This window comes from Rickettsia honei RB (assembly GCF_000263055.1).
Classification (GTDB): Bacteria; Pseudomonadota; Alphaproteobacteria; order Rickettsiales; family Rickettsiaceae; genus Rickettsia; species Rickettsia rickettsii.
The window spans coordinates 1-21,744 of the sequence record NZ_AJTT01000002.1; the positions used below are offsets into that span (position 1 = coordinate 1).

The window sequence follows — 21,744 nt, forward strand, 5'->3', positions numbered from 1 at the left end:
TTGATTTTAAGAAGCTAATTTAAGTATTTTTTTGCAATAGGATAAAGCTATTACATTAAAAATCTTATTGATTAAAATAGATTAAAATAATTTTGTTAATGTACCATACGTCTAGAAGTTTAAATTATTGAAATTTTCTAGGTTCTGTGAACATTTATAATTGATTTTTAGTGAAAATTAATGAGATTTTTGAAGGAATAGCTACCTATTTTAAAAAAATATTATAATTTGTTGCAACAAACAAATAACCAAAATCAAATCTTTTTGGAAATGTTCGTAGAGCCTACACAAGATCTAAATAAGAAACTTACTAGGTTTCTTTAATTTAAGTTCTATGTGAAAAATTTTAAAACAGTATATTTTATTTTACTGCAAATTATAAGTATTTTATTGAAATAGGTATCTATTCCAATAAAAACTTTATTGTTTAAAATATAAATAATTTAAATTTTATATACAGAACCTAGGTTCTGAACACTTTTGATTAATGATTATTAAGGAGATATTTTTAAGCGAAAATTAATAAGATTTTTGAGAGGAGAGTTTATTACTATTTCAAAAAAATCTTATGATTTACAGCTAAAAAGAGCCATAATTATGATTATTCTATTAAAAGTGCATAGGACCTAATCACTGTAATACGGGCAGTAATTTTATCAGTCAGGAGATTATATGGTTTCATTAAGGGATAATATAGAAGCACAACCCTTGTCACATAATAGAAGAATAAGAAAAAATTTCGGTCACATAAATTTAGTAGCAGATATACCGAATTTGATTGAAATTCAAAAAAATTCATATGAGAAAAACTTTCTACAGTTAAATATTAAAGATTCTGAAAGAAAAAACAAAGGTTTACAATCTATATTAAACTCAATTTTTCCTATTTCAGATTCTTCCAATATTGCTAATTTAGAATTTGTAAAATATGAATTCGATACTCCAAAATATGATGTAGAAGAGTGCAGTCAAAGAAGTTTAAGTTATGCTGCTCCTCTTAAAGTTACTTTAAGATTAAGTATTTGGGATATAGATGAGGATACCGGTACTAGAGAAATTAAAGGGATTAAAGAGCAAGAAGTATATATGGGTGATATCCCATTAATGACTAAAAGCGGTACTTTTATTATCAACGGTACGGAAAGAGTAGTTGTATCACAAATGCATCGCTCACCTGGTGTATTCTTTTATCATGATGAAGGAAAAGTCCACTCTTCCGGCAAGCTTTTATATTCTGCTCGTGTTATTCCATATAGAGGGTCTTGGCTTGATTTAGAATTCGACGCTAAGGATGTTATTTATTTCAGGATTGATAGAAAAAGAAAGCTTTATACTACTACTTTGCTTAGAGCTATAGGTATGAGTACTGAAGAAATTATAAAATTTTATTATAATTCAGTAACTTATAAACTTGTTAAAAATAAAGGTTGGGCGGTTAAATTTATACCTCAGCATATTACTGCTCATCGTTTAACAAGTGATTTAGTAGATGCAGATACCGGAAATATTCTACTGAAAGCAGGACAAAAAATTACTCCGCGTTTGGCTAAAAAATATTTTGGGGAAGGGCTTAATAATATTTTAGTAGCTCATGAAACTTTAATCGGCAAATATCTATCCGAAGATTTAAGAGATCCTGCAAGCGATGAAGTATTAGCAAAAATCGGTGAAATGATTACTGCTGATATGCTAAATGTTATTAATGATCTTAAAATTAAAAATGTTAACGTATTAGTAATCAATCCTCAATCCGGTCCATATATAAGGAATACCTTATTTGCTGATAAAAATCAGGATCGTGAGGCAGCATTATGTGATATTTTCAGAGTTCTAAGACCAGGCGAACCTGCTAATATCGAAGCGGCTGAAAGCCTGTTTTATAATTTATTCTTTGATACGGAAAGATATGATCTTTCAGAAGTCGGGCGAATAAAAATGAATTCTAGGTTAGAGCTGAATATTTCTGAAGAAGTTACGGTTTTAACAATTGATGATATTAAAAATATCGTAAGAGTTTTAGTAGAGCTTAAAGATGGTAAAGGTATCATAGACGATATTGATCATTTAGGTAATAGAAGGGTTAGATCGGTAGGTGAATTGATAGAAAATCAATTTAGAATAGGTTTAGTCCGAATGGAAAAATCTGTAATTGAAAGGATGTCGGCAGGTGATGTTGATACCGTAATGCCGCATGATTTAGTAAATTCTAAAATTTTAGTTTCAGTAGTAAAAGAATTTTTTAGTACCTCCCAATTATCCCAATTTATGGATCAAACAAATCCATTATCGGAAATAACTCATAAAAGAAGGCTGTCGGCACTCGGTCCCGGAGGTCTTAGTCGAGATCGAGCAGGTTTTGAGGTGCGTGACGTACATCCGACTCATTACGGTCGTATTTGTCCTATTGAAACACCTGAAGGTCAGAATATCGGGTTAATTAACTCTATGGCTACTTATGCTAGAATAAATAAACACGGTTTTATAGAGAGTCCGTATAGAAGAGTTAAAGATGGATGTGTAACCGATGAAGTGGTATATCTTTCTGCTATTGAAGAAGGTAAATACAAAATCGGACAAGCAAATTCTAAAATTAATAAAGACGGAAAGCTGCAAGGAGAGTTTATTAATTGCCGTGTTGAAGGCGGTAATTTTGTAATGGTAGAACCGTATGAGGTAGACTTCATTGATGTGACTCCTATGCAGGTAGTATCGGTTGCGGCTTCTCTTATACCTTTCTTAGAAAACGATGATGCTAACCGTGCTTTGATGGGTTCAAACATGCAAAGACAAGCCGTTCCTTTAATTAAAACGGATGCACCTTTTGTAGGTACCGGAGTTGAAGGGGTAGTAGCTAAAGATTCCGGAGCGTCAGTGCTTGCATTACATGACGGTATTGTTGAGCAGGTAGATTCAAATAGAATCGTGATTAGAACTCTAGAACAAAAAGTTGACGGTTCTCCTTCGGTTGATATTTATAACTTACTAAAATTCCAAAAATCCAATCATAATACTTGTATAAATCAAAAGCCTTTAGTTAAGGTCGGTCATTACGTTAAGAAAAACGATATTATAGCTGACGGGCCTAGTACGGATAACGGTGAAATTGCTTTAGGTCGAAACGTGCTTGTGGCTTTCTTACCTTGGAACGGTTATAATTTTGAAGATTCCATTTTAATATCCGAACGTATAGTAAAAGAGGATGTATTTACATCTATTCATATTGAAGAGTTTGAAGTAATAGCTAGAGATACACGCCTTGGTCCTGAAGAAATTACCCGTGATATACCGAATGTAAGTGAAGAAGCGTTGCGTCATCTTGATGAGGTCGGAATAATTTATATAGGTGCAGAAGTAAAAGCTGGTGATATTTTAGTTGGAAAAGTAACACCAAAAAGTGAATCGCCTATTACTCCTGAAGAGAAGCTACTACGTGCTATTTTCGGGGAAAAAGCTTTTGACGTAAAAGATTCATCGCTGCATGTACCTTCCGGAGTGAGCGGAACTGTAGTAGAAGTAAGGGTATTTTCTCGTAGAGGTGTAGAAAAAGACCAGCGAGCTATTGCTATTGAAAAACAACAAATTGAAAAATTCGCAAAAGACAGAGACGATGAATTAGAAATTATTGAGCATTTTGTGTTTAGTTGGATTGAAAAGCTTTTAGTAGGGCAGGTGATTATTAACGGTCCTAAGCAAGTAAAAGTAGGACAAACTATTACTACTGAAATGCTAAAAGGCTTATCTAAAGGGCAATTTTGGCAGATTACCGTGGAAGATGCAAATGTAATGAATGAAATAGAGCAGATAAAGACTCATTATGATGAGAAAAAAGAGGCTCTTGATAAAAGATTTGCTGCTAAGGTAGAGAAATTGCAAAGTGGTGATGATTTACCTCAGGGAGCTTTAAAAGTAGTAAAAGTATTTATTGCAACTAAGCATAAATTACAACCCGGGGATAAAATGGCAGGAAGACACGGAAATAAAGGTGTTATTTCACGTATCGTACCTGAAGAAGATATGCCGTTTTTAGAAGATGGAACTGTGGTAGATATCGTTCTTAACCCTCTAGGTCTTCCGTCCCGTATGAATATAGGACAGATTTTAGAAACGCATCTTGGGTGGGCATCAATAAATTTAGCAAAAAAAATATCTACCTTAGTAAAGGAATATAAAAATAAACATATAGGTATTGAGCAGATTAAGAAATTCTTAATTGAACTGTATGGAGAAAATATTAATTCTATACTTGAAAGACCGGAAGAAGAGATTATCTCTTTTTGTAAGCAAGTAAGTAAAGGCGTACATTTTGCAACTCCTGTATTTGACGGAGCAAAAGTTCAGGATGTTAAAGATATGCTAAAGCTTGCCGGTCAAGACCCTTCAGGACAAGTGAAATTAATTGACGGTAGAACCGGTGAATATTTTGACCGTCTAGTAACCGTCGGACAGAAATATTTGCTGAAATTGCATCATTTAGTCGATAATAAAATTCACTCCCGTTCTATAGGACCTTATAGCTTAGTAACGCAGCAACCGCTTGGAGGTAAGTCTCATTTCGGCGGGCAGCGTTTCGGAGAAATGGAATGCTGGGCATTACAAGCTTACGGTGCAGCTTATACGTTACAGGAAATGTTAACGGTTAAGTCGGATGACGTAAACGGTAGGATCAAAACTTATGATTCTATAGTACGTGGTGAAAATAATTTTGAATCAGGCATTCCTGAATCATTTAATGTTATGATAAAAGAATTTAGATCTTTATGTCTTAACGTAAAGCTTGAAGTAACTTCAAGTTAAGAAAGACAGGTCATTTAAACAGATAAAAAACAAGTTTTTTATCTGTTTTACTAGATTCCCGCTTTTGCGGGAATGACATATAGGGTGCAATAAGAACTCTGGGTAGACGAAGGTCAATTTCAAAAAGAGCTAGGAGTTCACAAGGCGAGGAGCGGAGCGTATACTTAATACGTGAGCACCTCAGAACTTGTAGAACGACAACGCCAATTTTTGAAATTCACCGAGTATATACGAGTAATTTTTAAGGAAAAGTATTTATGAGCGTAGTAAATTTTTACGGACAATTAAGTAATACTCAACAATTTGATCAGATAAGGATTAATATAGCAAGTCCCGATCAGGTACGTTCGTGGTCTTTCGGTGAAGTAACAAAACCTGAAACAATTAACTATCGAACTTTTAAACCTGAGAAAGATGGTTTATTTTGTGCAAGAATTTTTGGTCCGGTAAAAGATTATGAATGTCTCTGCGGTAAATATAAGCGGATGAAAAACCGTGGCATTACGTGTGAGAAATGCGGCGTTGAAGTTACGGTTTCTAGAGTAAGACGTGAAAGAATGGGGCATATTGAACTTGCAGCTCCCGTTGCTCATATTTGGTTTTTAAAGTCGCTACCTTCAAGAATTAGTACACTTCTTGATATGACAATCCGAGATGTAGAAAAGATTCTTTATTTTGAAAATTATGTAGTAGTTGACCCAGGGCTATCGATTTTACAAAAAGGCGAACTCTTAACAGAGGAAGAATTACAGAAAGCAAAAGATAAGTACGGTGAAGATGCATTTACTGCCTCTATAGGTGCAGAAGTAATACAACAAATGCTTAAAGAGCTTGATTTTTCAAAGTTAAAGCAAGAGTTATACGAGGAATTACAAACTACTTCTTCAGAAGTCAAAAAGAAAAAATTAGTAAAGCGTTTAAAATTAGTAGAGAATTTTTTAGAGTCGGAAAACAAGCCGGAATGGATGATTATGGATGTTTTACCGGTTATTCCTCCTGAAATTAGACCGCTTGTTATGCTTGACGGCGGAAGATTTGCTACTTCAGACTTAAATGAACTTTATAGAAGAGTAATTAATAGAAATAATCGTTTAAAGAAATTAATAGAGTCAAAAGCTCCTGATATAATAGTCAGAAACGAAAAAAGAATGTTACAAGAAGCGGTGGATGCGTTATTTGATAACGGTCGTCGCGGTAGAGCAGCGAAAAATGCTAATAAGCGTCCATTTAAGTCATTAAGTGATATGCTTAAAGGTAAGCAGGGGCGTTTCCGTCAGAACTTGCTAGGTAAGAGGGTTGATTACTCAGGACGTTCGGTTATCGTGGTAGGACCTGAGCTTAAACTTCACCAGTGCGGTTTACCTAAAAAAATGGCTCTGGAGTTATTTAAGCCGTTTATTTATTCTAAGCTTGAGTTGTACGGCATCGCTACAACTATTAAAGCCGCTAAAAGAATGGTGGAAGCTGAAAAATCCGAAGTGTGGGACGTGCTTGAAGAGGTAATTAGAGAGCATCCGGTTTTACTGAATAGAGCTCCGACGTTACATAGGCTTGGTATTCAAGCATTTGAACCGCTATTAATTGAAGGTAAAGCGATCCAGCTTCATCCGCTTGTGTGTGCTGCGTTCAATGCGGATTTTGATGGTGATCAGATGGCAGTACATATCCCATTATCGATTGAAGCACAGCTTGAAGCTAGGGTATTTATGATGTCTACAAATAATATCTTAAGCCCCGCAAACGGTCGTCCTATCATTGTACCGGATAAAGATATAGTGCTTGGTTTATATTATCTAACCCTTGCATTTGATAATGAAGTAGGCGCAGGGATGATGTTCTCAGATTTAGCTGAGATGGAACATGCTTTATATAATAAATTTATAACTATTCATACAAAGATAAAATATCGCAGAAATCAGTTAAATGCCGAAGGTAAAATGGTCCCTGTTATCATTGATACTACTTATGGTAGGTTAATGGTCGGTGAGTTATTGCCTTCTAACCCTAATATAGAATTCAAGTTTATTAATAAACAACTAACTAAAAAAGACATATCATTAGTTATAGATTTAGTTTATCGTCACTGCGGTCAAAAAGCTACGGTAATTTTTGCCGATCAGCTAATGAAACTAGGTTTTAAATATGCTTGTTCTTCAGGTATTTCTTTTGGAATGGACGATATGGTAGTACCGGAATCTAAGAGTACTCATATCAACGAAACTCAGCTTGAAATAAAAGAATTTGAACAACAATATTCAAACGGTTTAATTACTTACGGAGAGAAATATAATAAAGTAGTCGATGCTTGGTCAAGATGTACCGATAGAGTAGCAAACGACATGATGAAAGAGATTGCTACGCCGCCGGTTAATGATGCTCCAAATCATCAGAAAATAAATGCTATATATATGATGGCTATTTCCGGAGCAAGAGGTTCTTTCCAGCAAATTAAGCAGCTAGGCGGTATGCGAGGTTTAATGACCAAATCAAACGGTCAAATTATACAAACTCCTATTATCTCTAACTTTAAGGAAGGATTAACTGAATTTGAGTGTTTTAATTCTGCTAACGGAATGCGTAAAGGGCAAATAGATACGGCTTTAAAAACGGCAAGCTCAGGTTACTTAACAAGAAAATTAGTAGATGTTGCACAAGATTGTATTATTACTGAAAAAGATTGTGGAACTGATAAAGGAATTGACGTTAAGAGTGTTATTGAAGGTGGAGAAGTTATAGTACCTTTAGCTGAAAAGATTTTAGGTCGTACTGCTGCTATTGATATATTTCATCCGGTAACTAATGATCTAATTCTCAATAAAGGCGAGCTTATTAATGAAGCAAAGTTAGAGCAGATTGAGTCGGCAGGACTCGACAGAATTATGATAAAATCCGTATTAACCTGTGAAAGTACTACCGGTATATGTAGCATATGTTACGGTAGGGATCTTGCTACCGGTACATTAGTATCGGAGGGTGAAGCAATCGGGGTTATTGCTGCTCAATCTATCGGTGAACCGGGTACGCAGCTTACAATGAGAACTTTCCATATCGGAGGAGCGGCAACAAAAGGTGCTGAGGTGTCTTCCGTAGACGCTTCCTATGACGCAAAAGTGAAAATTATAAGTCGTAACGTTGTGATTAATTCTGAAGAACGCAAAATTGTTATGAGCCGAAATTGTGAATTATTATTGCTTGATAATAACGGTAATGAAAAGGCTCGTCATAAAATTCCATACGGTGCTAGATTACTTGTTGATGACGGTGATATGGTGATTAAAACTCAAAAACTAGCAGAATGGGATCCTTATACTATACCGATTATCACGGAGAAGTCAGGTAAAGTTTTATTCAAAGATATGGTTGAGGGTATTTCTGTTCGTGACGTAACTGACGAAGCTACCGGAATACCGAGTAAAGTTATTATTGAATCAAAGCAATATTCACGCGGTGCAGAATTACGTCCGCGTATACAGCTTTTAGATGCTAAAGGTGAAGTTATCACCTTATCAAACGGTTTAGAAGCTAGATATTACTTGCCGGTTGGAGCAGTTTTAAGCGTAGAAGACGGAGTACAAATATCGGTAGGTGATATCATTGCACGTATACCGAAAGAATCAACCACTACTAAAGATATTACCGGTGGTTTACCAAGAGTTGCTGAGCTTGTAGAAGCAAGACGCCCTAAAGATCATGCAGTTATTGCCGAAATTGACGGTAGAGTAGAATTCGGTAAAGACTATAAATCTAAAAGACGTATTATTATACATCCGATTGATGAAACAATGTCTATTGAGTATATGGTACCAAAAGGCAAGCATGTTGTAGTTAACGAAGGTGACTTTGTTAAAAAAGGTGATTTATTGATTGACGGTAATCCGGTACTTCAAGATATTTTAAAAGTAATGGGCGTAGAGGTTCTTGCAAATTATATTGTTAATGAGGTTCAAGCTGTTTATCGTCTACAAGGTGTAAAGATTGATGATAAGCACATAGAAGTTATTATCCGTCAGATGTTACAAAAAGTAGAGGTTACGGATTCAGGCGGAACTACATTATTAGTAGGTGAAAAAATAGATAGACATGAATTTGATGAGATAAATGAAAAAGCTATGGAAAATGGTTTAAAACCTGCTGAAGCACAATTAATATTACAAGGTATTACTAAAGCTTCTCTGCAAACTAGATCGTTTATCTCCGCGGCATCATTCCAAGAGACTACTAGAGTTTTAACTGAAGCAGCTATTGCTGGTAAAGTAGATAAGTTGCGAGGACTAAAAGAAAACGTGATAGTTGGACGATTAGTACCTGCTGGAACCGGTTACTTTATGGATAAAATGCGTAAAGCAGCCGTAAAGCTTGATGAAGAGAAAGTATAAATATACTAAGATAGAACTTGAAAAATTGGCTGTGTCATCTTTGTAAGTCGTAGGATACTGAACGTTTAATATATGCTCTGTTCCTCGATTTACAGACCCTTTGCTCTTTTCCAAATTGATCTTCGTATGTACCGGATAGTTTATAAAAAACCCGTCATTGCGAGCCAACATTTATGTTGGCGTGGCAATCTCATGAAATAATAACAAACTCCCCTGAGCTGGCTTCGTCAATTACTTTGTAATGTCCTTGTAATGACGAGGTGGTATCCACGCAACAATGCCTTCCTAGCTAGAAGCGGGAATTCAGAAAAATAACTTACTACGCATTATTGACAAAAAAAAGCCTATAAAAAACCAAGTTTTTTATAGGCTTTTTCTTATATTTCCCACTTGCAGAAATGACGCTTTAATAACAAGCAATCGGTGCTGTTAAATGCTCGTAGGTTTGACCTAAATAAGATACTGGTTGTTCAAAGATATACGTATTATTGTTATCATGATTATAATTACCGTATAATTGTAATCTTGCTAAAGAATCGTCATATTGGAAGTTTTCAAGTGTTTCTTGATTTTTAGATATCTGAATTTCTGCTAAACAATGTTCAACATAAGTTTTCAGTACTTCTTGACGAATTGCATCATGTAAAGTTTTTAACATGAGTAAGTTTACTAATGGGGTAATACTATTATTTGCATTAGTAGTAATCGTAGCTTCTTCGTGTTTTTGATCAATAGACATCTTTCCAAACTTCACTTCTAGAGGTAATTTAGACGTCGATCCGGTACTCGCATCCTCACGTATGTCTATATACGCTGCGGTGCTGCGTTCCGTATCTCTTAATTCTTCTCTATAAGCTGGTTTAGAAAGATGTCTAACAGGCAATTCAGAAATTAAAGACTCTTCATTGCTTACTTCTACCTTCTCTGTTTCAAGATTGGCTGATGCAGCATTGACTTTTTCTTCAAAATTTATCTCTGGGAAAAGTGCTGTCACATCTGTTATGTCAAGTTTTCCTCCTTTTTTACCTACTTCATAAGCTTTAGCAATAATGTGTTTATAAATAACGTCAATTAATGCTCGTTTTGTTTGTATTTCATCAGAATAGTGAATTCCTCCTTCATTCCAAAACTTTACTATTCTAGACAAAGCAGGAATATATTTACTGGCCTTTGCTAAAAATTTTTGTATAAATGTAGGTTCAATAATAGGGGTTAATGTAGGATTTTCTTCATATTGTCTAAATACATACTCGACAATTTTAGGTATATTTTGATCTGCTTCTACTTCGTCAGGTAAGCCGTGTAATATTTTTTTGGCTGTTGCTTGAGCCATCTTCTCATGCAAAATATTAACTCCGATCCATGTCCATGACGGATTAGCCGTAAAACAAAGCTTTGTTATATAAAATGCTAGCGATATAGGTAGAGATAATAACTTTAAATAGTTAAGGCAATTATATCGTATTGGATGAGGAGTGAGGCTATAAATCTTACCCATATCTTGGTTTAACTCACATGATGCTTTAATCATTATATACTTCTGCTTAATTAAATGAGAAGTGATGTCATGTATTGGCATATTATTACTTAAATTTAACTAACTCGTCAGTAAGATATAAAAAACGTTAACATTTGTCAAATGCTATTTAATAAGATTTTGTTTTAAATCAATTATAATACTTGCAAAGTTTTATCAAGATAAATAGAATGACCCAAAGTCAAAAATAATATAAGGAGTAAATATGCTTAACGTAAATTTTGTGAATGAAGAATCATCTACTAATCAAGGTCTAGTAGTTTTTATTGATGAACAGTTAAAGCTTGATAGTAATTTAATAGGACTTGATCAACAACATCATGGATTAATTTCTAAAACTATTCAGAATAAACTGCAATTTACCGGTAAATATGGACAGATCAAGGTTATTCCGTCCGTCATTAAATCAGGCGAGGTTAGATATTTGATAATAGCAGGTCTTGGGAATGAAGAAAAATTAACTGAAGCAAAAATTGAAGAGTTAGGCGGCAAAATCTTACAGCATGCAACCGGTTGTAAAATTTCTACTATTGGCTTAAAACTTACAAATAGAATTAGCAGGTTTACATCTCAAACATTTGCATCTTTAGTTGCTAGCGGTGCGTTTCTTGCTTCTTACAGATTTGATAAATATAGAACTACCTTAAAAGAAGCAGAGAAGTTCGCAGTAGAGTCAATTGAAATTTTTACTGATAATAGCACTGAAACGGCAAAATTATTTGAAATCAAAAAATTAATTGCTGAAGCAGTATTTTTTACAAGAGATATAAGTAATGAACCGTCAAATATTAAAACTCCTCAAGTTTATGCCGAAAGAATAGTTGATAGACTTGAACCGCTAGGGGTAGATGTTGATGTTATCGGTGAACGTGAGATGAAAAACCTTGGTATGGGAGCATTACTTGGTGTGGGGCAAGGTTCACAAAACGAGTCAAAGTTAGTGGTGATGGAATATAAAGGTGGCAGTAAAGATGCTCCGACTATTGCTTTGGTCGGTAAAGGAGTGATTTTTGATACAGGCGGTATTTCATTAAAACCGTCAAGTGATATGCACTTAATGCGATACGATATGGGAGGTTCTGCAGCAGTTGTGGGTACCATCATTGCGGTTGCTGGTCAAAAATTACCTATAAATATAGTCGGTGTTGTAGGGCTTGTCGAAAATATGCCGTCCGGTAATGCACAGCGTCCAGGGGATGTAGTCACTACCATGTCAGGGCAAACTGCCGAAGTTTTAAATACCGATGCAGAAGGGCGTTTAGTACTTGCTGATGCTGTTTGGTATGCACAAGAAAAATTTAAGCCTAAATGCGTGATTGACGTTGCAACTCTAACAGGAGCAATAACCATAGCACTTGGTAATATATATGCTGGTTGTTTTTCCAATAATGATGAGTTAGCTGATAAGTTAATAAAAGTAGGGGAAGAAGTTAATGAAAAACTTTGGAGAATGCCGCTGCATGATGAGTACGATGCAATGATTAACTCCGACATAGCCGATATGGCAAATATCGGGAACGTACCGAGAGCTGCTGGAAGCTGCATAGCTGCACATTTCATTAAACGTTTCATTAAAGATGGAGTAGATTGGGCTCATTTAGATATAGCAGGCGTTGCAAATAGTAATAAAGCTTCAGCACTCGGTCCTAAGGGGGCAGTAGGATACGGCGTGAGATTACTAGAGAAATTTATCAAAGAATATACTTAAATGCTATTCTTGCGTTGCATTGCCTGCATGGATACCGAGTCGTCATTGCGAGCAGCCTTAGGCTGCGTGGCAATCTCGTCAAATATCCTGAGATTGCTTCGTCAATTTTACTTACGTCATTTTCTTGCAATGACGGAAAAAACTATCCACATGTGTAATACTGAGCTAAGGATGACATTAAACTTCGTCTATTTACTATTCGTTTATTCTGAATATAATTATGAACACAATAAATAAACCTTATATATTTGTTATAGGTAATGAGAAAGGCGGAGCAGGTAAAACTACCTGTTCTATGCATCTAATAATCGCTCTGCTTTATCAAAATTATTCGGTAGTAAGTATAGATACCGATTCACGTCAAAGTTCGTTAACGAATTATTTAAAAAATCGAGATTTATATAATAAACACAATCCTGATAAACCTGTATTAGTACCGAAACATTTTCATATATCGGAAAGCAAAGTAGAAGAGCAAGCAAAGAGTTTTGAGCCGATACTCAAAAATAATCAGGATGTCGATTATATAGTGATTGATACCCCAGGCAGTCATACTCCTTTATCAAGGGTTGTTCATTCTTACGCCGATACAATTATTACACCGATTAATGATAGCTTTCTAGATTTAGACGTAATAGCAAAAGTCGATAGCAAGGATGAAATTATTAGCCCATCAATATATAGTCAAATGATTTGGGAGCAGAAAATGGAACGTGCTAGTCGTGATAGAATTAGTATAGATTGGGTAATACTTCGTAATCGTTTAAGTAATCTTGATGCATTAAATAAAAGACGCGTAGGAAATGTATTAGCTAAACTTGCTAAAAGAATTAACTTTAAACTCGCAGAAGGATTTAGTGAACGTGTAATATATAGGGAGTTATTTTTACAAGGTCTAACATTACTTGATCTAAAAACTGCAAAATATGATAGAGCATTTAATAGCTCACACGTGCTTGCACGTCAAGAATTACGAAATTTTTTAGACTTTCTAGGTATTAAGGCTGCGTTCAAAGGTTAATTTCTATTAAAGTTTTTCTTGTATAAAAAAATATATAAAAATATATATATAATGTAAATTAATATGTTTTAACTTTATAAGAGAAGAGAAACAAATGCCAAATATTGCTGAAAATATTTCAAAACTACCGGAAGAACAAGAAAAAGTTAATAAGCTTGTTGATCAATATAAAAATTTAACTCCGGAAGAACAAAAAATTGTTGATAGAAAACTTAAGTCACATTTTACAAAAGAAGAGCTAGAACAAGATGAGCTTAAATCAAGAATGAATAGGATACGTAGTAATTTGTCTAAGCAAGACCAAGAAAAACTACAAGCAGGTAATAATTCTATAGGTGAAATAGCAAAAGATGTATTATCGTTAGTTAAAGGAATAATAAATCTAGTCGAAAATGTTGCAGAGATAATTAAAAATCCTAAGAAAGCAATATATGAATGGATTAAAGGTGAGTTAAATCAAGTAAAACCTCAACAACAAAATTATCAGCAACGCCCATCAAAGCCAAAAGCTGCTGTAATATCAAGATAAAACTTTGGCAAGATAAATTTTTAGTTTTTATTTGCGAAAATTTGTGATTTTATGTATATAATGGGGAAATCGTATAATAAAAAAATAAAAATGCATAAATACAGAACTCATAATTGTAACGAATTACAAATATCCGATGTAGAAACAGAAGTTAAGCTATCCGGTTGGGTACATAGAAGAAGAGATCACGGGAATCTAGTTTTTATAGATTTACGTGATCATTACGGTATAACTCAAATCGTGTTTACCGATCAAAACCCTCAGCTTATGGAGGATGCAAGTCGCTTGCGTTATGAGTCGGTAATTACGGTAAGGGGTACAGTTGTAGCAAGATCAGAGGACACGATTAATAATACGCTTCCGACAGGTCATGTTGAAGTGCTAGCTGTGGAATTTAGTGTTGAGTCAGTTGCGGACACTCTACCTTTTGTTATTAATACTGAAAAAGACGCTCCCGAAGAGTCTAGGCTTAAACATCGCTTTTTAGATCTTAGACGTGAGAAATTACATAATAATATAATACTCCGCTCACAAATTATTTCTCATATTCGTCATTTGATGACGGCAAGCGGTTTTACCGAATTTCAAACTCCGATTTTAACAGCAAGCTCACCTGAGGGGGCTAGGGATTTTTTAGTACCTAGTAGAATGCATCCGGGTAAGTTCTATGCATTACCGCAAGCACCTCAGCAATTCAAGCAGTTATTGATGGTATCAGGCTTTGATCGTTATTTCCAAATTGCGCCTTGTTTTCGGGATGAAGATGCAAGAGCCGATAGATCACCCGGCGAGTTTTATCAGCTAGATGTAGAAATGTCGTTTGTTACACAGGAAGACGTATTTAGTACTATTGAGCCTGTGATGTATGATTTATTCACTAAATTCACGGATAAGAAAGTATCAGAGACTCCTTTCGTTTGTATTCCATATAATGAATCTATGCTAAAATACGGCTCTGATAAGCCTGATTTGCGTAACCCTATTATAATTGCCGATGTAACTGAGATATTTAGAGATTCCGATTTTACAATCTTTAGAGAGAATATTAAAAAAGGTAGCATAGTTCGTGCAATTCCTGCACCTAAGGCAGCTGCACTGCCTCGTAGTTTCTTCGATAAAATGATAGAGTTTGCGATATCAGAAGGAGCAGGTGGACTTGGCTATATTCAGTTTAGTGAAACCGGTGAAGCAAAGGGACCGGTAGTAAAATTCTTAAGCCCGCAGCAATTAGAGAGTCTAAAAGCTACAGCTAGTATTAGTAACGGTGATGCTGTATTTTTCGCTAGCGATAAGAAAGAGAAAGCTACTAAACTTGCCGGTAAGGTTAGAATAAGACTTGGTGAAGAGCTTGATTTACTTGAAAAAGATTGTTTTAAATTCTGCTGGATTACCGATTTTCCATTCTATGAGTTAAATGAAGAAACAGGAAAAATTGATTTTAGCCATAATCCGTTTTCTATGCCGCAGGGCGGAATAGATGCTTTAGAGCAAGCTAAAACCACTGAAGAGTTATTAGAACTTACCGCATACCAATATGATATTGTTTGTAACGGTATTGAATTGTCCAGCGGTGCTATTAGAAACCATAAGCCGGAAATTATGTATAAAGCATTTTCCATAGCAGGTTATAGTAAAGAGGAAGTTGATAAGAGATTTGGAGGGATGATTAGAGCATTTAAGTTTGGAGCTCCACCACATGGTGGAATAGCCCCCGGTATTGACCGAATCGTTATGCTGCTTGCGGAAGCAACAAATATAAGGGAAATAATTGCGTTTCCTTTAAACCAGCAGGCTGAAGATTTACTAATGAACGCCCCAAGCTATGTAGAGGATAAAGCTCTAAAAGAGCTAAGCATTATGCTCTCACCGTCTGCTAGAAAAAATGCAGAAAAAGAATAAGAATTTATAGTTGTTGTATGTTATTATATCATGCCGCAACTTGGCTATAGTATGTCATTTCTAGCTAAAAGCGGAAAGCCAGTACTTTTCGCTGTCATACCGTGGCTTGACCACGGTATCGAGAAAAAAATTTAAAAAAGACTAGATACTGCAATCAAGTCGCAGGATGAGATTAATAGTTACTGGCTTTCCGCTTTTAGCTAGAAATGACATTAGGACTATGCAACGACTCTGTGACTGCTCGCAATGACGTTTAAGGCATACACTCAACAATGCTTATCTTTGTTGATGTCTTTCCTTCCTAGCTTGTAATTGAGAGAATGCGATTTCTTTTACCGTTTCTACTCTTTTTGTTTGAAGTCTTTCTTGCTTCTTCTGTTGTAGTACATTACCAATTTTTATACTTTCTGCTATAAGTTTTTCTGTATTATGAATTTTATTTAAATTCTCAGGAGAAATTTGTTTCATAAAATAATTTGAGATACTAGGTAAACCTCTCTTTTCACAAAAAATTCCTACCTTGTAATATATAGTATCTTTAGAATTTAACTTGAAAGATTTAGCATTTAATAAGTTGGTCGTGTTTTCGATGTTATCCTGATATTTTAAATTTTTCTTTATACCCTTAATATCTTGCTCAGTAAGATAATTTTCTTTTTTTAGCACTTTCATTATATTGTCGTAGAATTTTGCTACTGCTTTATCGGTTACGTTTTTAGTTGTTGCCTGCTTTGTAAAATCAACAATTAGTGATGCCAATTTTTCGCCTGTAGATTTGTCTTGTATACGCATTGATTTTGCAGGATCAGAAATTTGTACTTCTACTTTATCTGTCTTAACCTCAACTTCTTTTTCTTGCCATTTTCCGTCCAAATCTTTGCTCCATTGTTGTTCCTTGATTGTTTCTTTTTTCAAGCCTATAGAAATTTTAATTTGGTAATTATTTTCATACGCCCACTCTTTAGCATCTTTACCTTCAATTGTAATGTTATTATCTATTGCATAGAGTACCGGGTCTTTTACAGGTGAATTAGCGAAAGCCTCTAACCAACCACCATTTTTAAATTCAGGTGAAACATTACTGAATTTTGTTACTATCTCAGCTCCTTTGGCCACTTCTTGCATATTAACAAGATTTTCTTTTATACTGCTTTTATAGTGTTTTCTCAAATCATCAAAATTTTGAATATTAGTGGATAACATAATATTTTTTGGATCAAACCCAGCTTTTTTTAATTCATCAATTTTTTGATCAACTATTGCTTCCATCTGTTTCTCATCAAATTGACTTATCATTTGATTTAATGATGCGCTATATTTATCGATACTAAATGAGAAATTACCTGCTTTAATAGCAGCACTGTAGCCAACACCAGGATGTGTAAACATTTCAGCTGTTGATTGAATCATACTGCTAAAATTCTTATGAAATGCTAAAAAAGAGCGACCATGATCAATTTTGGTTATTGTTTTACCATCCTGTACCATTAAATTACCAGCATGATAATCTACTTCCCCCAGCATATGACAAGCAGCTATGGCTTTTTCAAATCCTTCCAACTTTTTTAAATTTTGATCATTAGCTCTGACTCTAGTTTCACCTGATAAACCGGAAAATTCTGTTAGTGTTACAGCATTATCAAAAAATTTAGAACGTACATAAAGTGAATCAGGGTGTTTTTCATCCGCTGTTACCAGCCCTTCTTTTGGTGCGCGATCATGTAATAAAAATTGATACATGGTAGAGCCTATTAATTCTTGTACTCCGTCTCTTCGGTCAGCCATAGCCTGTCTTTGTGCATGATTACCTTGTATTTTTTGGCATGCAGCATGAGTTTTATAAAAATGTTTTAAAATAAAAGTATTACCGGCGTTATCTTTAGCAACATAACCGGCCGAGACGCCTGCTGCCTTTTTTCCTTTCTCCTCAAACTCAGCTTGCTGTGCCACCCTCTTATCACGTAGCATAGCATCAATTACTTTTTGAGGGTCATTAGGATTTCTTATTTCTTCAAGTTTTCTGTAATCTGCGTTATATCGGCTATCATCTAATCCAACCTGTCGTTCAATTGCCTCTATCATAACTAAGTGCTCTAAAAGAGGTGCATCAATTATTTCCCTGAATTTCTTGTTTTTATCTCCTGGAAACGAGTTTTTTATTATTGTTGTAACTTTAGCTAAATCCTTAGTGTTTAAATCGGCTAGGGCCATATAGCTAATATATAGGCTTTCAGTAGTAGGAGATTGGTCATTAGAAAGGTCAATAACAGATTCGGCAATGCCTTTGCAGGTTTTAGATATTTTGGCATTCAATTCTGTATCGTTAGTTTTCAGGGCTTTAAAAAGTTGCTCTTGTAATAATAATTCTTGTTGAGTTTTCTCTTTAGACATAAAAATAACCTGCTTAATATTAACTAATAGTGAAAAAGTGCATTGTGAAGAAACCACGCAGCAATTGACGAAGCAATCCAGTAAACATTTTGATTTACAGAATTTTTTTATTATTTTTTCTGGATTGCCGAGTTCGCTGCGACCGTTTGCAATGATGATTCGGTATCCACGCAACAATGCCACGTGGGAATGACATTGAATAAGTTTTCGAAGCCGTGCAACAAAGCCCCCGCTTTTGCGGGGATATGACATCCAGGTCTTTTTAAAAACTATTCAGTACTATAGATTTGATCGTGATATAACAATGAAAAAACCGAAGCAATGAAATAAAATCATGACTTTGCAAGCATGATGATACCAATTAATCTCTTCTATTGCCTAAAAATCTCATTAAATATAGGAAAAGATTTATAAAATCTAAATATAAAGTAAAGGCTGCCATAATAGAAAGCTTTTGTCCTACTTCATCGTTTCCTGCCATGTAATACATAGACTTAATCTTTTGAGTATCCCAAGCAATTAATCCCATAAATATTACTATTCCAATAAGAGAAGTAGCAAAAGAAAGAGCCGAGCTTTTTATAAACAAGTTGACTAATGAAGCAATGATAAGACCTATAAGACCCATTGCAAAAAATGAACCCATAGATGTTAAATCTCTACTTGTACTATAACCGTATAAACTCATTGCTCCAAAAACGGAAGAGCAAATAAAGAAAGTACGAGCTATTGATGCACCGGTATAAATAAGAGCTAAATATGCAAGCGACATACCGGTTAAACCGGCATAAACCCAAAATAATATTTGTGTCGTTTGCAGGTTCATTTGTCCGAAGCCCATAAAGAAATATAAAGCAATACCGAGCGGAGCAAACATTATAATAGTACCGAAACCTGTTTGAAACATTAAATTATAAATAGGCTCAACTGATATAGTCGTTACGGCTGCTACACCGGTTAGTAAAAGTGCTAAAGCCATATAATTATATACTTTAAGCATGTATTTTCTTAAGCCTTCATCAAAAGTTTTATTTTTTGAGGCGGCAGTTAAAGTTTTTGTATAATCGATCATAAGTAACCTTAGGATTATGTTATTTACATAATAAAATATAGCCTCTTAAAGGTATTTTTTCAAGCTATATTAATTATATTTTATAAATATCTTGCATTGAATATAAAGCAGAAGGTTTATCTTGTAGCCAAATAGCGGCTTTAATTGCACCAATAGAAAAAGAATTTTTATTCAGAGCTTCGTGTTTTAAGGTGATTATTTCATCGTCACCTAGGAAAGATATTTCATGTATACCGTGAACATTTCCACCACGAAGCGAGGAAATACCTATTTCTTTTTCGCTTCTTAGTCTATTACCACGATTAAATGTTATATTTAATCCTTTTTTGCTGGCAATTGTTTCAGCAAGCATAACAGCAGTTCCTGAGGGTGAATCTTTTTTATTACGGTGATGCGTTTCTAGAATTTCAACATCGTAATCATCTAGTATTTTTGTTACTTCTTTAGCTAGATAGCTAAGCAAATTAGCTCCTATACTCATATTTGCAGAATATAAAACAGGTAAAGTTTGAGCTGCTTTTTCTAAAAGCTTAAAATGTTGAGGTTGGAGACCTGTGGTTCCGATTACTAATTTTGTATTATGTTTTAATGCATAATTAATTAATTTTTCTAATATTTCAGGGGTAGAAAAATCGATGATCACATCAGAATTTTTACAAAAATTATCTAAATCATCTAAATTATTAGTACTATTAAATTTTGCTGCAATTTTGCAATCTTTAAATTTATCTATTCTCTCTAGAATAGTTTCTCCCATTTTACCGGTAGAACCACTAAGACCGATATTTAACATATTGGCAATGTATACTCCTAATAAATGAACAGTAAATAGACGAAGTTTAATTTGGACAAGAGCAAGGCGTCTAAAGTCCTTGGATCGCAGTGTATACTTAATTATAGTTCGAACCGCAGATCTTATTAGACGACGCCAATTTTTCAAATTAAACTAGGTTCTGTAAATATTTCTAATTGATTGGCTATTTTGAGGTGTTTTTTAGCGAAAATTAATAAGATTTTTGCTGGAATAGTTACTTATATTTCAAAAAATCTTATAATTTGCAGCAAAAAATAACCAAAATTAAATCTTTGTATACGATTTATGAAAATATAATAGAGGCTTTAAATCATTTTTAATAGCGGTATTTATTACTTCACCGATAAATATAACATGATCACCGGCATCGTAAGAAGCATATTTATTACACTCTATATGATAAGTTGCACCGTTTATTAAAGGGCAATCAGTTTTATTACCAAGCTCATAATCAATTTTTGTAAATTTATTAGATTGTGATTTAGCAAAATGTTTTGAGATATCAATTTGATTCTCTGCTAAAATACTAATTGCAAACTTATCACTTTTTTGAAAACTGTTTATACTAAAAGAGTTTTTATTAAGGCAAAATAATATTAATGGCGGTTTTAAAGATACGGAAGTAAGAGAACTAGCAGTAAAGCCAAAAAGTTCGTTATTGCAATTTGTTGTTATAATAGTCACTCCCTGAGGGAATCGGCTCATAGCATCTTTAAATTGACTTTCTGTTACTGTCCCAGCCATTTTTTCATAATTTTGTTAATGGTTCCGTCTTTTTTTAATGAATCGATTGCCTCATTAATTTCATTAATTAGTCCTGAGTTTTTAGACATGCCTATAGCAAAATCGGATGAAAATTCTTCTAAAGTACTGCTTTCTAAATTTGCATTATTTTCTTTTAATTTTTTGCCTTGAAATTCCTCAGAAATAATAGCATCTATGACTCTGGCTTTTAATTCTTCAACCAACATTAAATGATTTGCTAAAGAATGAACTTTAATATTTATTGTCTTTGATAGATCGTGTGCTTTTTTTTCTAAAACACTACCGAGCTGTACCCCTACTATTTTATTTTCGAGATCTTTGCTATTTTGTATATTATCACCTGTTCTATATATTATGGCAAATCTTGCAGTAGCATAATTATCGGAAAAGCTGATATATTCAGCACGCTCCGGTGTTACGGAAAGCTCCGCCACCGCAACATCAATATTTTCACTAACCAAAGCTGCAAGTAAACCGTTAAAGTCGAAGTTTTTTATGATAACTTTTTTATTTAGACGTTCGCTTATTGCTTTGATAATATCAATATCAATCCCAACAATCTCTCCGTCTTGGATAAATTCATAAGGAGGATTATCTGCGGCAGTACCGACTATTAAAGTTTTTTCCGTTTCTTTTTTTTCACAAGAAACTAGTAAGCAAGATAGTAAAAATATTTTCAGAAATTTCATAAAAATAATGTTTTAAGTTTGAGTATGTTCTGTGTCATCCTACGAGGCATTGCCCTTGTTGTACGGATATCAAATCGTCATTGCGAGGAAAATTACGTAGTAATTGACGAAGCAATCTCAGGATATTTGGCGAGATTGCCATGTAGCCT

The 21,744-nt window shown here is 34.3% G+C and carries 12 protein-coding genes; 6 read left to right on the plus strand and 6 right to left on the minus strand.

Annotated features, from left to right (window positions below; all coding sequences use genetic code 11):
- Positions 1–672: 672 nt before the first annotated feature.
- Together rpoB and rpoC are read left to right on the plus strand one after the other, a co-directional pair.
- Complete coding sequence (gene rpoB / locus WSW_RS0102280; protein WP_016916910.1) at positions 673–4,794, plus strand: DNA-directed RNA polymerase subunit beta; 4,122 nt, start codon at positions 673–675, stop codon at positions 4,792–4,794.
- Between the two features lie 257 nt (positions 4,795–5,051).
- Entirely contained in the window at positions 5,052–9,170 is a 4,119-nt protein-coding gene (gene rpoC, locus WSW_RS0102285) for a DNA-directed RNA polymerase subunit beta' (protein ID WP_016916911.1), read from the plus strand.
- 406 nt (positions 9,171–9,576) lie between these two features.
- Here rpoC and WSW_RS0102290 read toward each other — a convergent pair whose 3' ends face one another.
- The gene (locus WSW_RS0102290) at positions 9,577–10,749 is read right to left on the minus strand and encodes a palindromic element RPE1 domain-containing protein (protein WP_016916912.1); all 1,173 of its coding nucleotides are present in this window, start codon (positions 10,747–10,749) and stop codon (positions 9,577–9,579) included.
- A gap of 163 nt (positions 10,750–10,912) precedes the next feature.
- Here WSW_RS0102290 and WSW_RS0102295 point away from each other — a divergent pair, with 163 nt between their 5' ends.
- From WSW_RS0102295 to aspS, 4 genes are all read left to right on the plus strand, one after another.
- Entirely contained in the window at positions 10,913–12,415 is a 1,503-nt protein-coding gene (locus tag WSW_RS0102295; RefSeq protein WP_016916913.1) for a leucyl aminopeptidase, read from the plus strand.
- Positions 12,416–12,635: 220 nt separating this feature from the next.
- Positions 12,636–13,436, plus strand: coding sequence for a division plane positioning ATPase MipZ (locus WSW_RS0102300; protein WP_004996620.1), 801 nt, complete (start codon positions 12,636–12,638; stop codon positions 13,434–13,436).
- Between the two features lie 94 nt (positions 13,437–13,530).
- Entirely contained in the window at positions 13,531–13,965 is a 435-nt protein-coding gene (locus WSW_RS0102305; protein WP_016916914.1) for a DUF3106 domain-containing protein, read from the plus strand.
- 90 nt (positions 13,966–14,055) lie between these two features.
- Positions 14,056–15,864 carry an aspartate--tRNA ligase gene (aspS, locus tag WSW_RS0102310; protein ID WP_029374951.1) on the plus strand — a complete coding sequence of 603 codons (1,809 nt, stop codon included), beginning with the start codon at positions 14,056–14,058 and terminating at the stop codon, positions 15,862–15,864.
- Positions 15,865–16,140: 276 nt separating this feature from the next.
- On the opposite strand, the gene risK1 is transcribed toward aspS, so the two are convergent.
- The 5 genes from risK1 to WSW_RS0102340 all read right to left on the minus strand — a co-directional run bounded on the left by risK1 (position 16,141) and on the right by WSW_RS0102340 (position 21,595).
- The gene (gene risK1, locus WSW_RS0102320) at positions 16,141–18,255 is read right to left on the minus strand and encodes a T4SS effector phosphatidylinositol 3-Kinase RisK1 (RefSeq protein ID WP_016916916.1); all 2,115 of its coding nucleotides are present in this window, start codon (positions 18,253–18,255) and stop codon (positions 16,141–16,143) included.
- 361 nt (positions 18,256–18,616) lie between these two features.
- Positions 18,617–19,327 (minus strand): Bax inhibitor-1/YccA family protein, encoded by a 711-nt coding sequence (locus WSW_RS0102325; RefSeq protein ID WP_016916917.1) that lies wholly within the window; start codon positions 19,325–19,327, stop codon positions 18,617–18,619.
- A gap of 73 nt (positions 19,328–19,400) precedes the next feature.
- Positions 19,401–20,120: a 4-hydroxy-tetrahydrodipicolinate reductase gene (dapB, locus tag WSW_RS0102330; protein ID WP_012150406.1), complete on the minus strand. Its 720-nt coding sequence runs from the start codon at positions 20,118–20,120 to the stop codon at positions 19,401–19,403.
- Between the two features lie 285 nt (positions 20,121–20,405).
- A complete protein-coding gene (locus WSW_RS0102335; protein ID WP_010976860.1) occupies positions 20,406–20,885 on the minus strand; it encodes a flavin reductase family protein in 480 nt (159 codons plus the stop codon).
- Entirely contained in the window at positions 20,870–21,595 is a 726-nt protein-coding gene (locus WSW_RS0102340) for an ABC transporter substrate-binding protein (protein ID WP_016916918.1), read from the minus strand. Before WSW_RS0102340 ends, WSW_RS0102335 begins: the two co-directional genes overlap by 16 nt.
- Positions 21,596–21,744: the final 149 nt, after the last annotated feature.

Bases quoted from the DNA above. Each gene is read 5' to 3' on its own strand.
- rpoB (WP_016916910.1), top strand. From the start codon at position 673: ATGGTTTCATTAAGGGATAATATAGAAGCACAACCCTTGTCACATAAT.
- rpoC (WP_016916911.1), top strand. From the start codon at position 5,052: ATGAGCGTAGTAAATTTTTACGGACAATTAAGTAATACTCAACAATTT.
- WSW_RS0102290 (WP_016916912.1), bottom strand. From the start codon at position 10,749: ATGCCAATACATGACATCACTTCTCATTTAATTAAGCAGAAGTATATA.
- WSW_RS0102295 (WP_016916913.1), top strand. From the start codon at position 10,913: ATGCTTAACGTAAATTTTGTGAATGAAGAATCATCTACTAATCAAGGT.
- WSW_RS0102300 (WP_004996620.1), top strand. From the start codon at position 12,636: ATGAACACAATAAATAAACCTTATATATTTGTTATAGGTAATGAGAAA.
- WSW_RS0102305 (WP_016916914.1), top strand. From the start codon at position 13,531: ATGCCAAATATTGCTGAAAATATTTCAAAACTACCGGAAGAACAAGAA.
- aspS (WP_029374951.1), top strand. From the start codon at position 14,056: ATGCATAAATACAGAACTCATAATTGTAACGAATTACAAATATCCGAT.
- risK1 (WP_016916916.1), bottom strand. From the start codon at position 18,255: ATGTCTAAAGAGAAAACTCAACAAGAATTATTATTACAAGAGCAACTT.
- WSW_RS0102325 (WP_016916917.1), bottom strand. From the start codon at position 19,327: ATGATCGATTATACAAAAACTTTAACTGCCGCCTCAAAAAATAAAACT.
- dapB (WP_012150406.1), bottom strand. From the start codon at position 20,120: ATGTTAAATATCGGTCTTAGTGGTTCTACCGGTAAAATGGGAGAAACT.
- WSW_RS0102335 (WP_010976860.1), bottom strand. From the start codon at position 20,885: ATGGCTGGGACAGTAACAGAAAGTCAATTTAAAGATGCTATGAGCCGA.
- WSW_RS0102340 (WP_016916918.1), bottom strand. From the start codon at position 21,595: ATGAAATTTCTGAAAATATTTTTACTATCTTGCTTACTAGTTTCTTGT.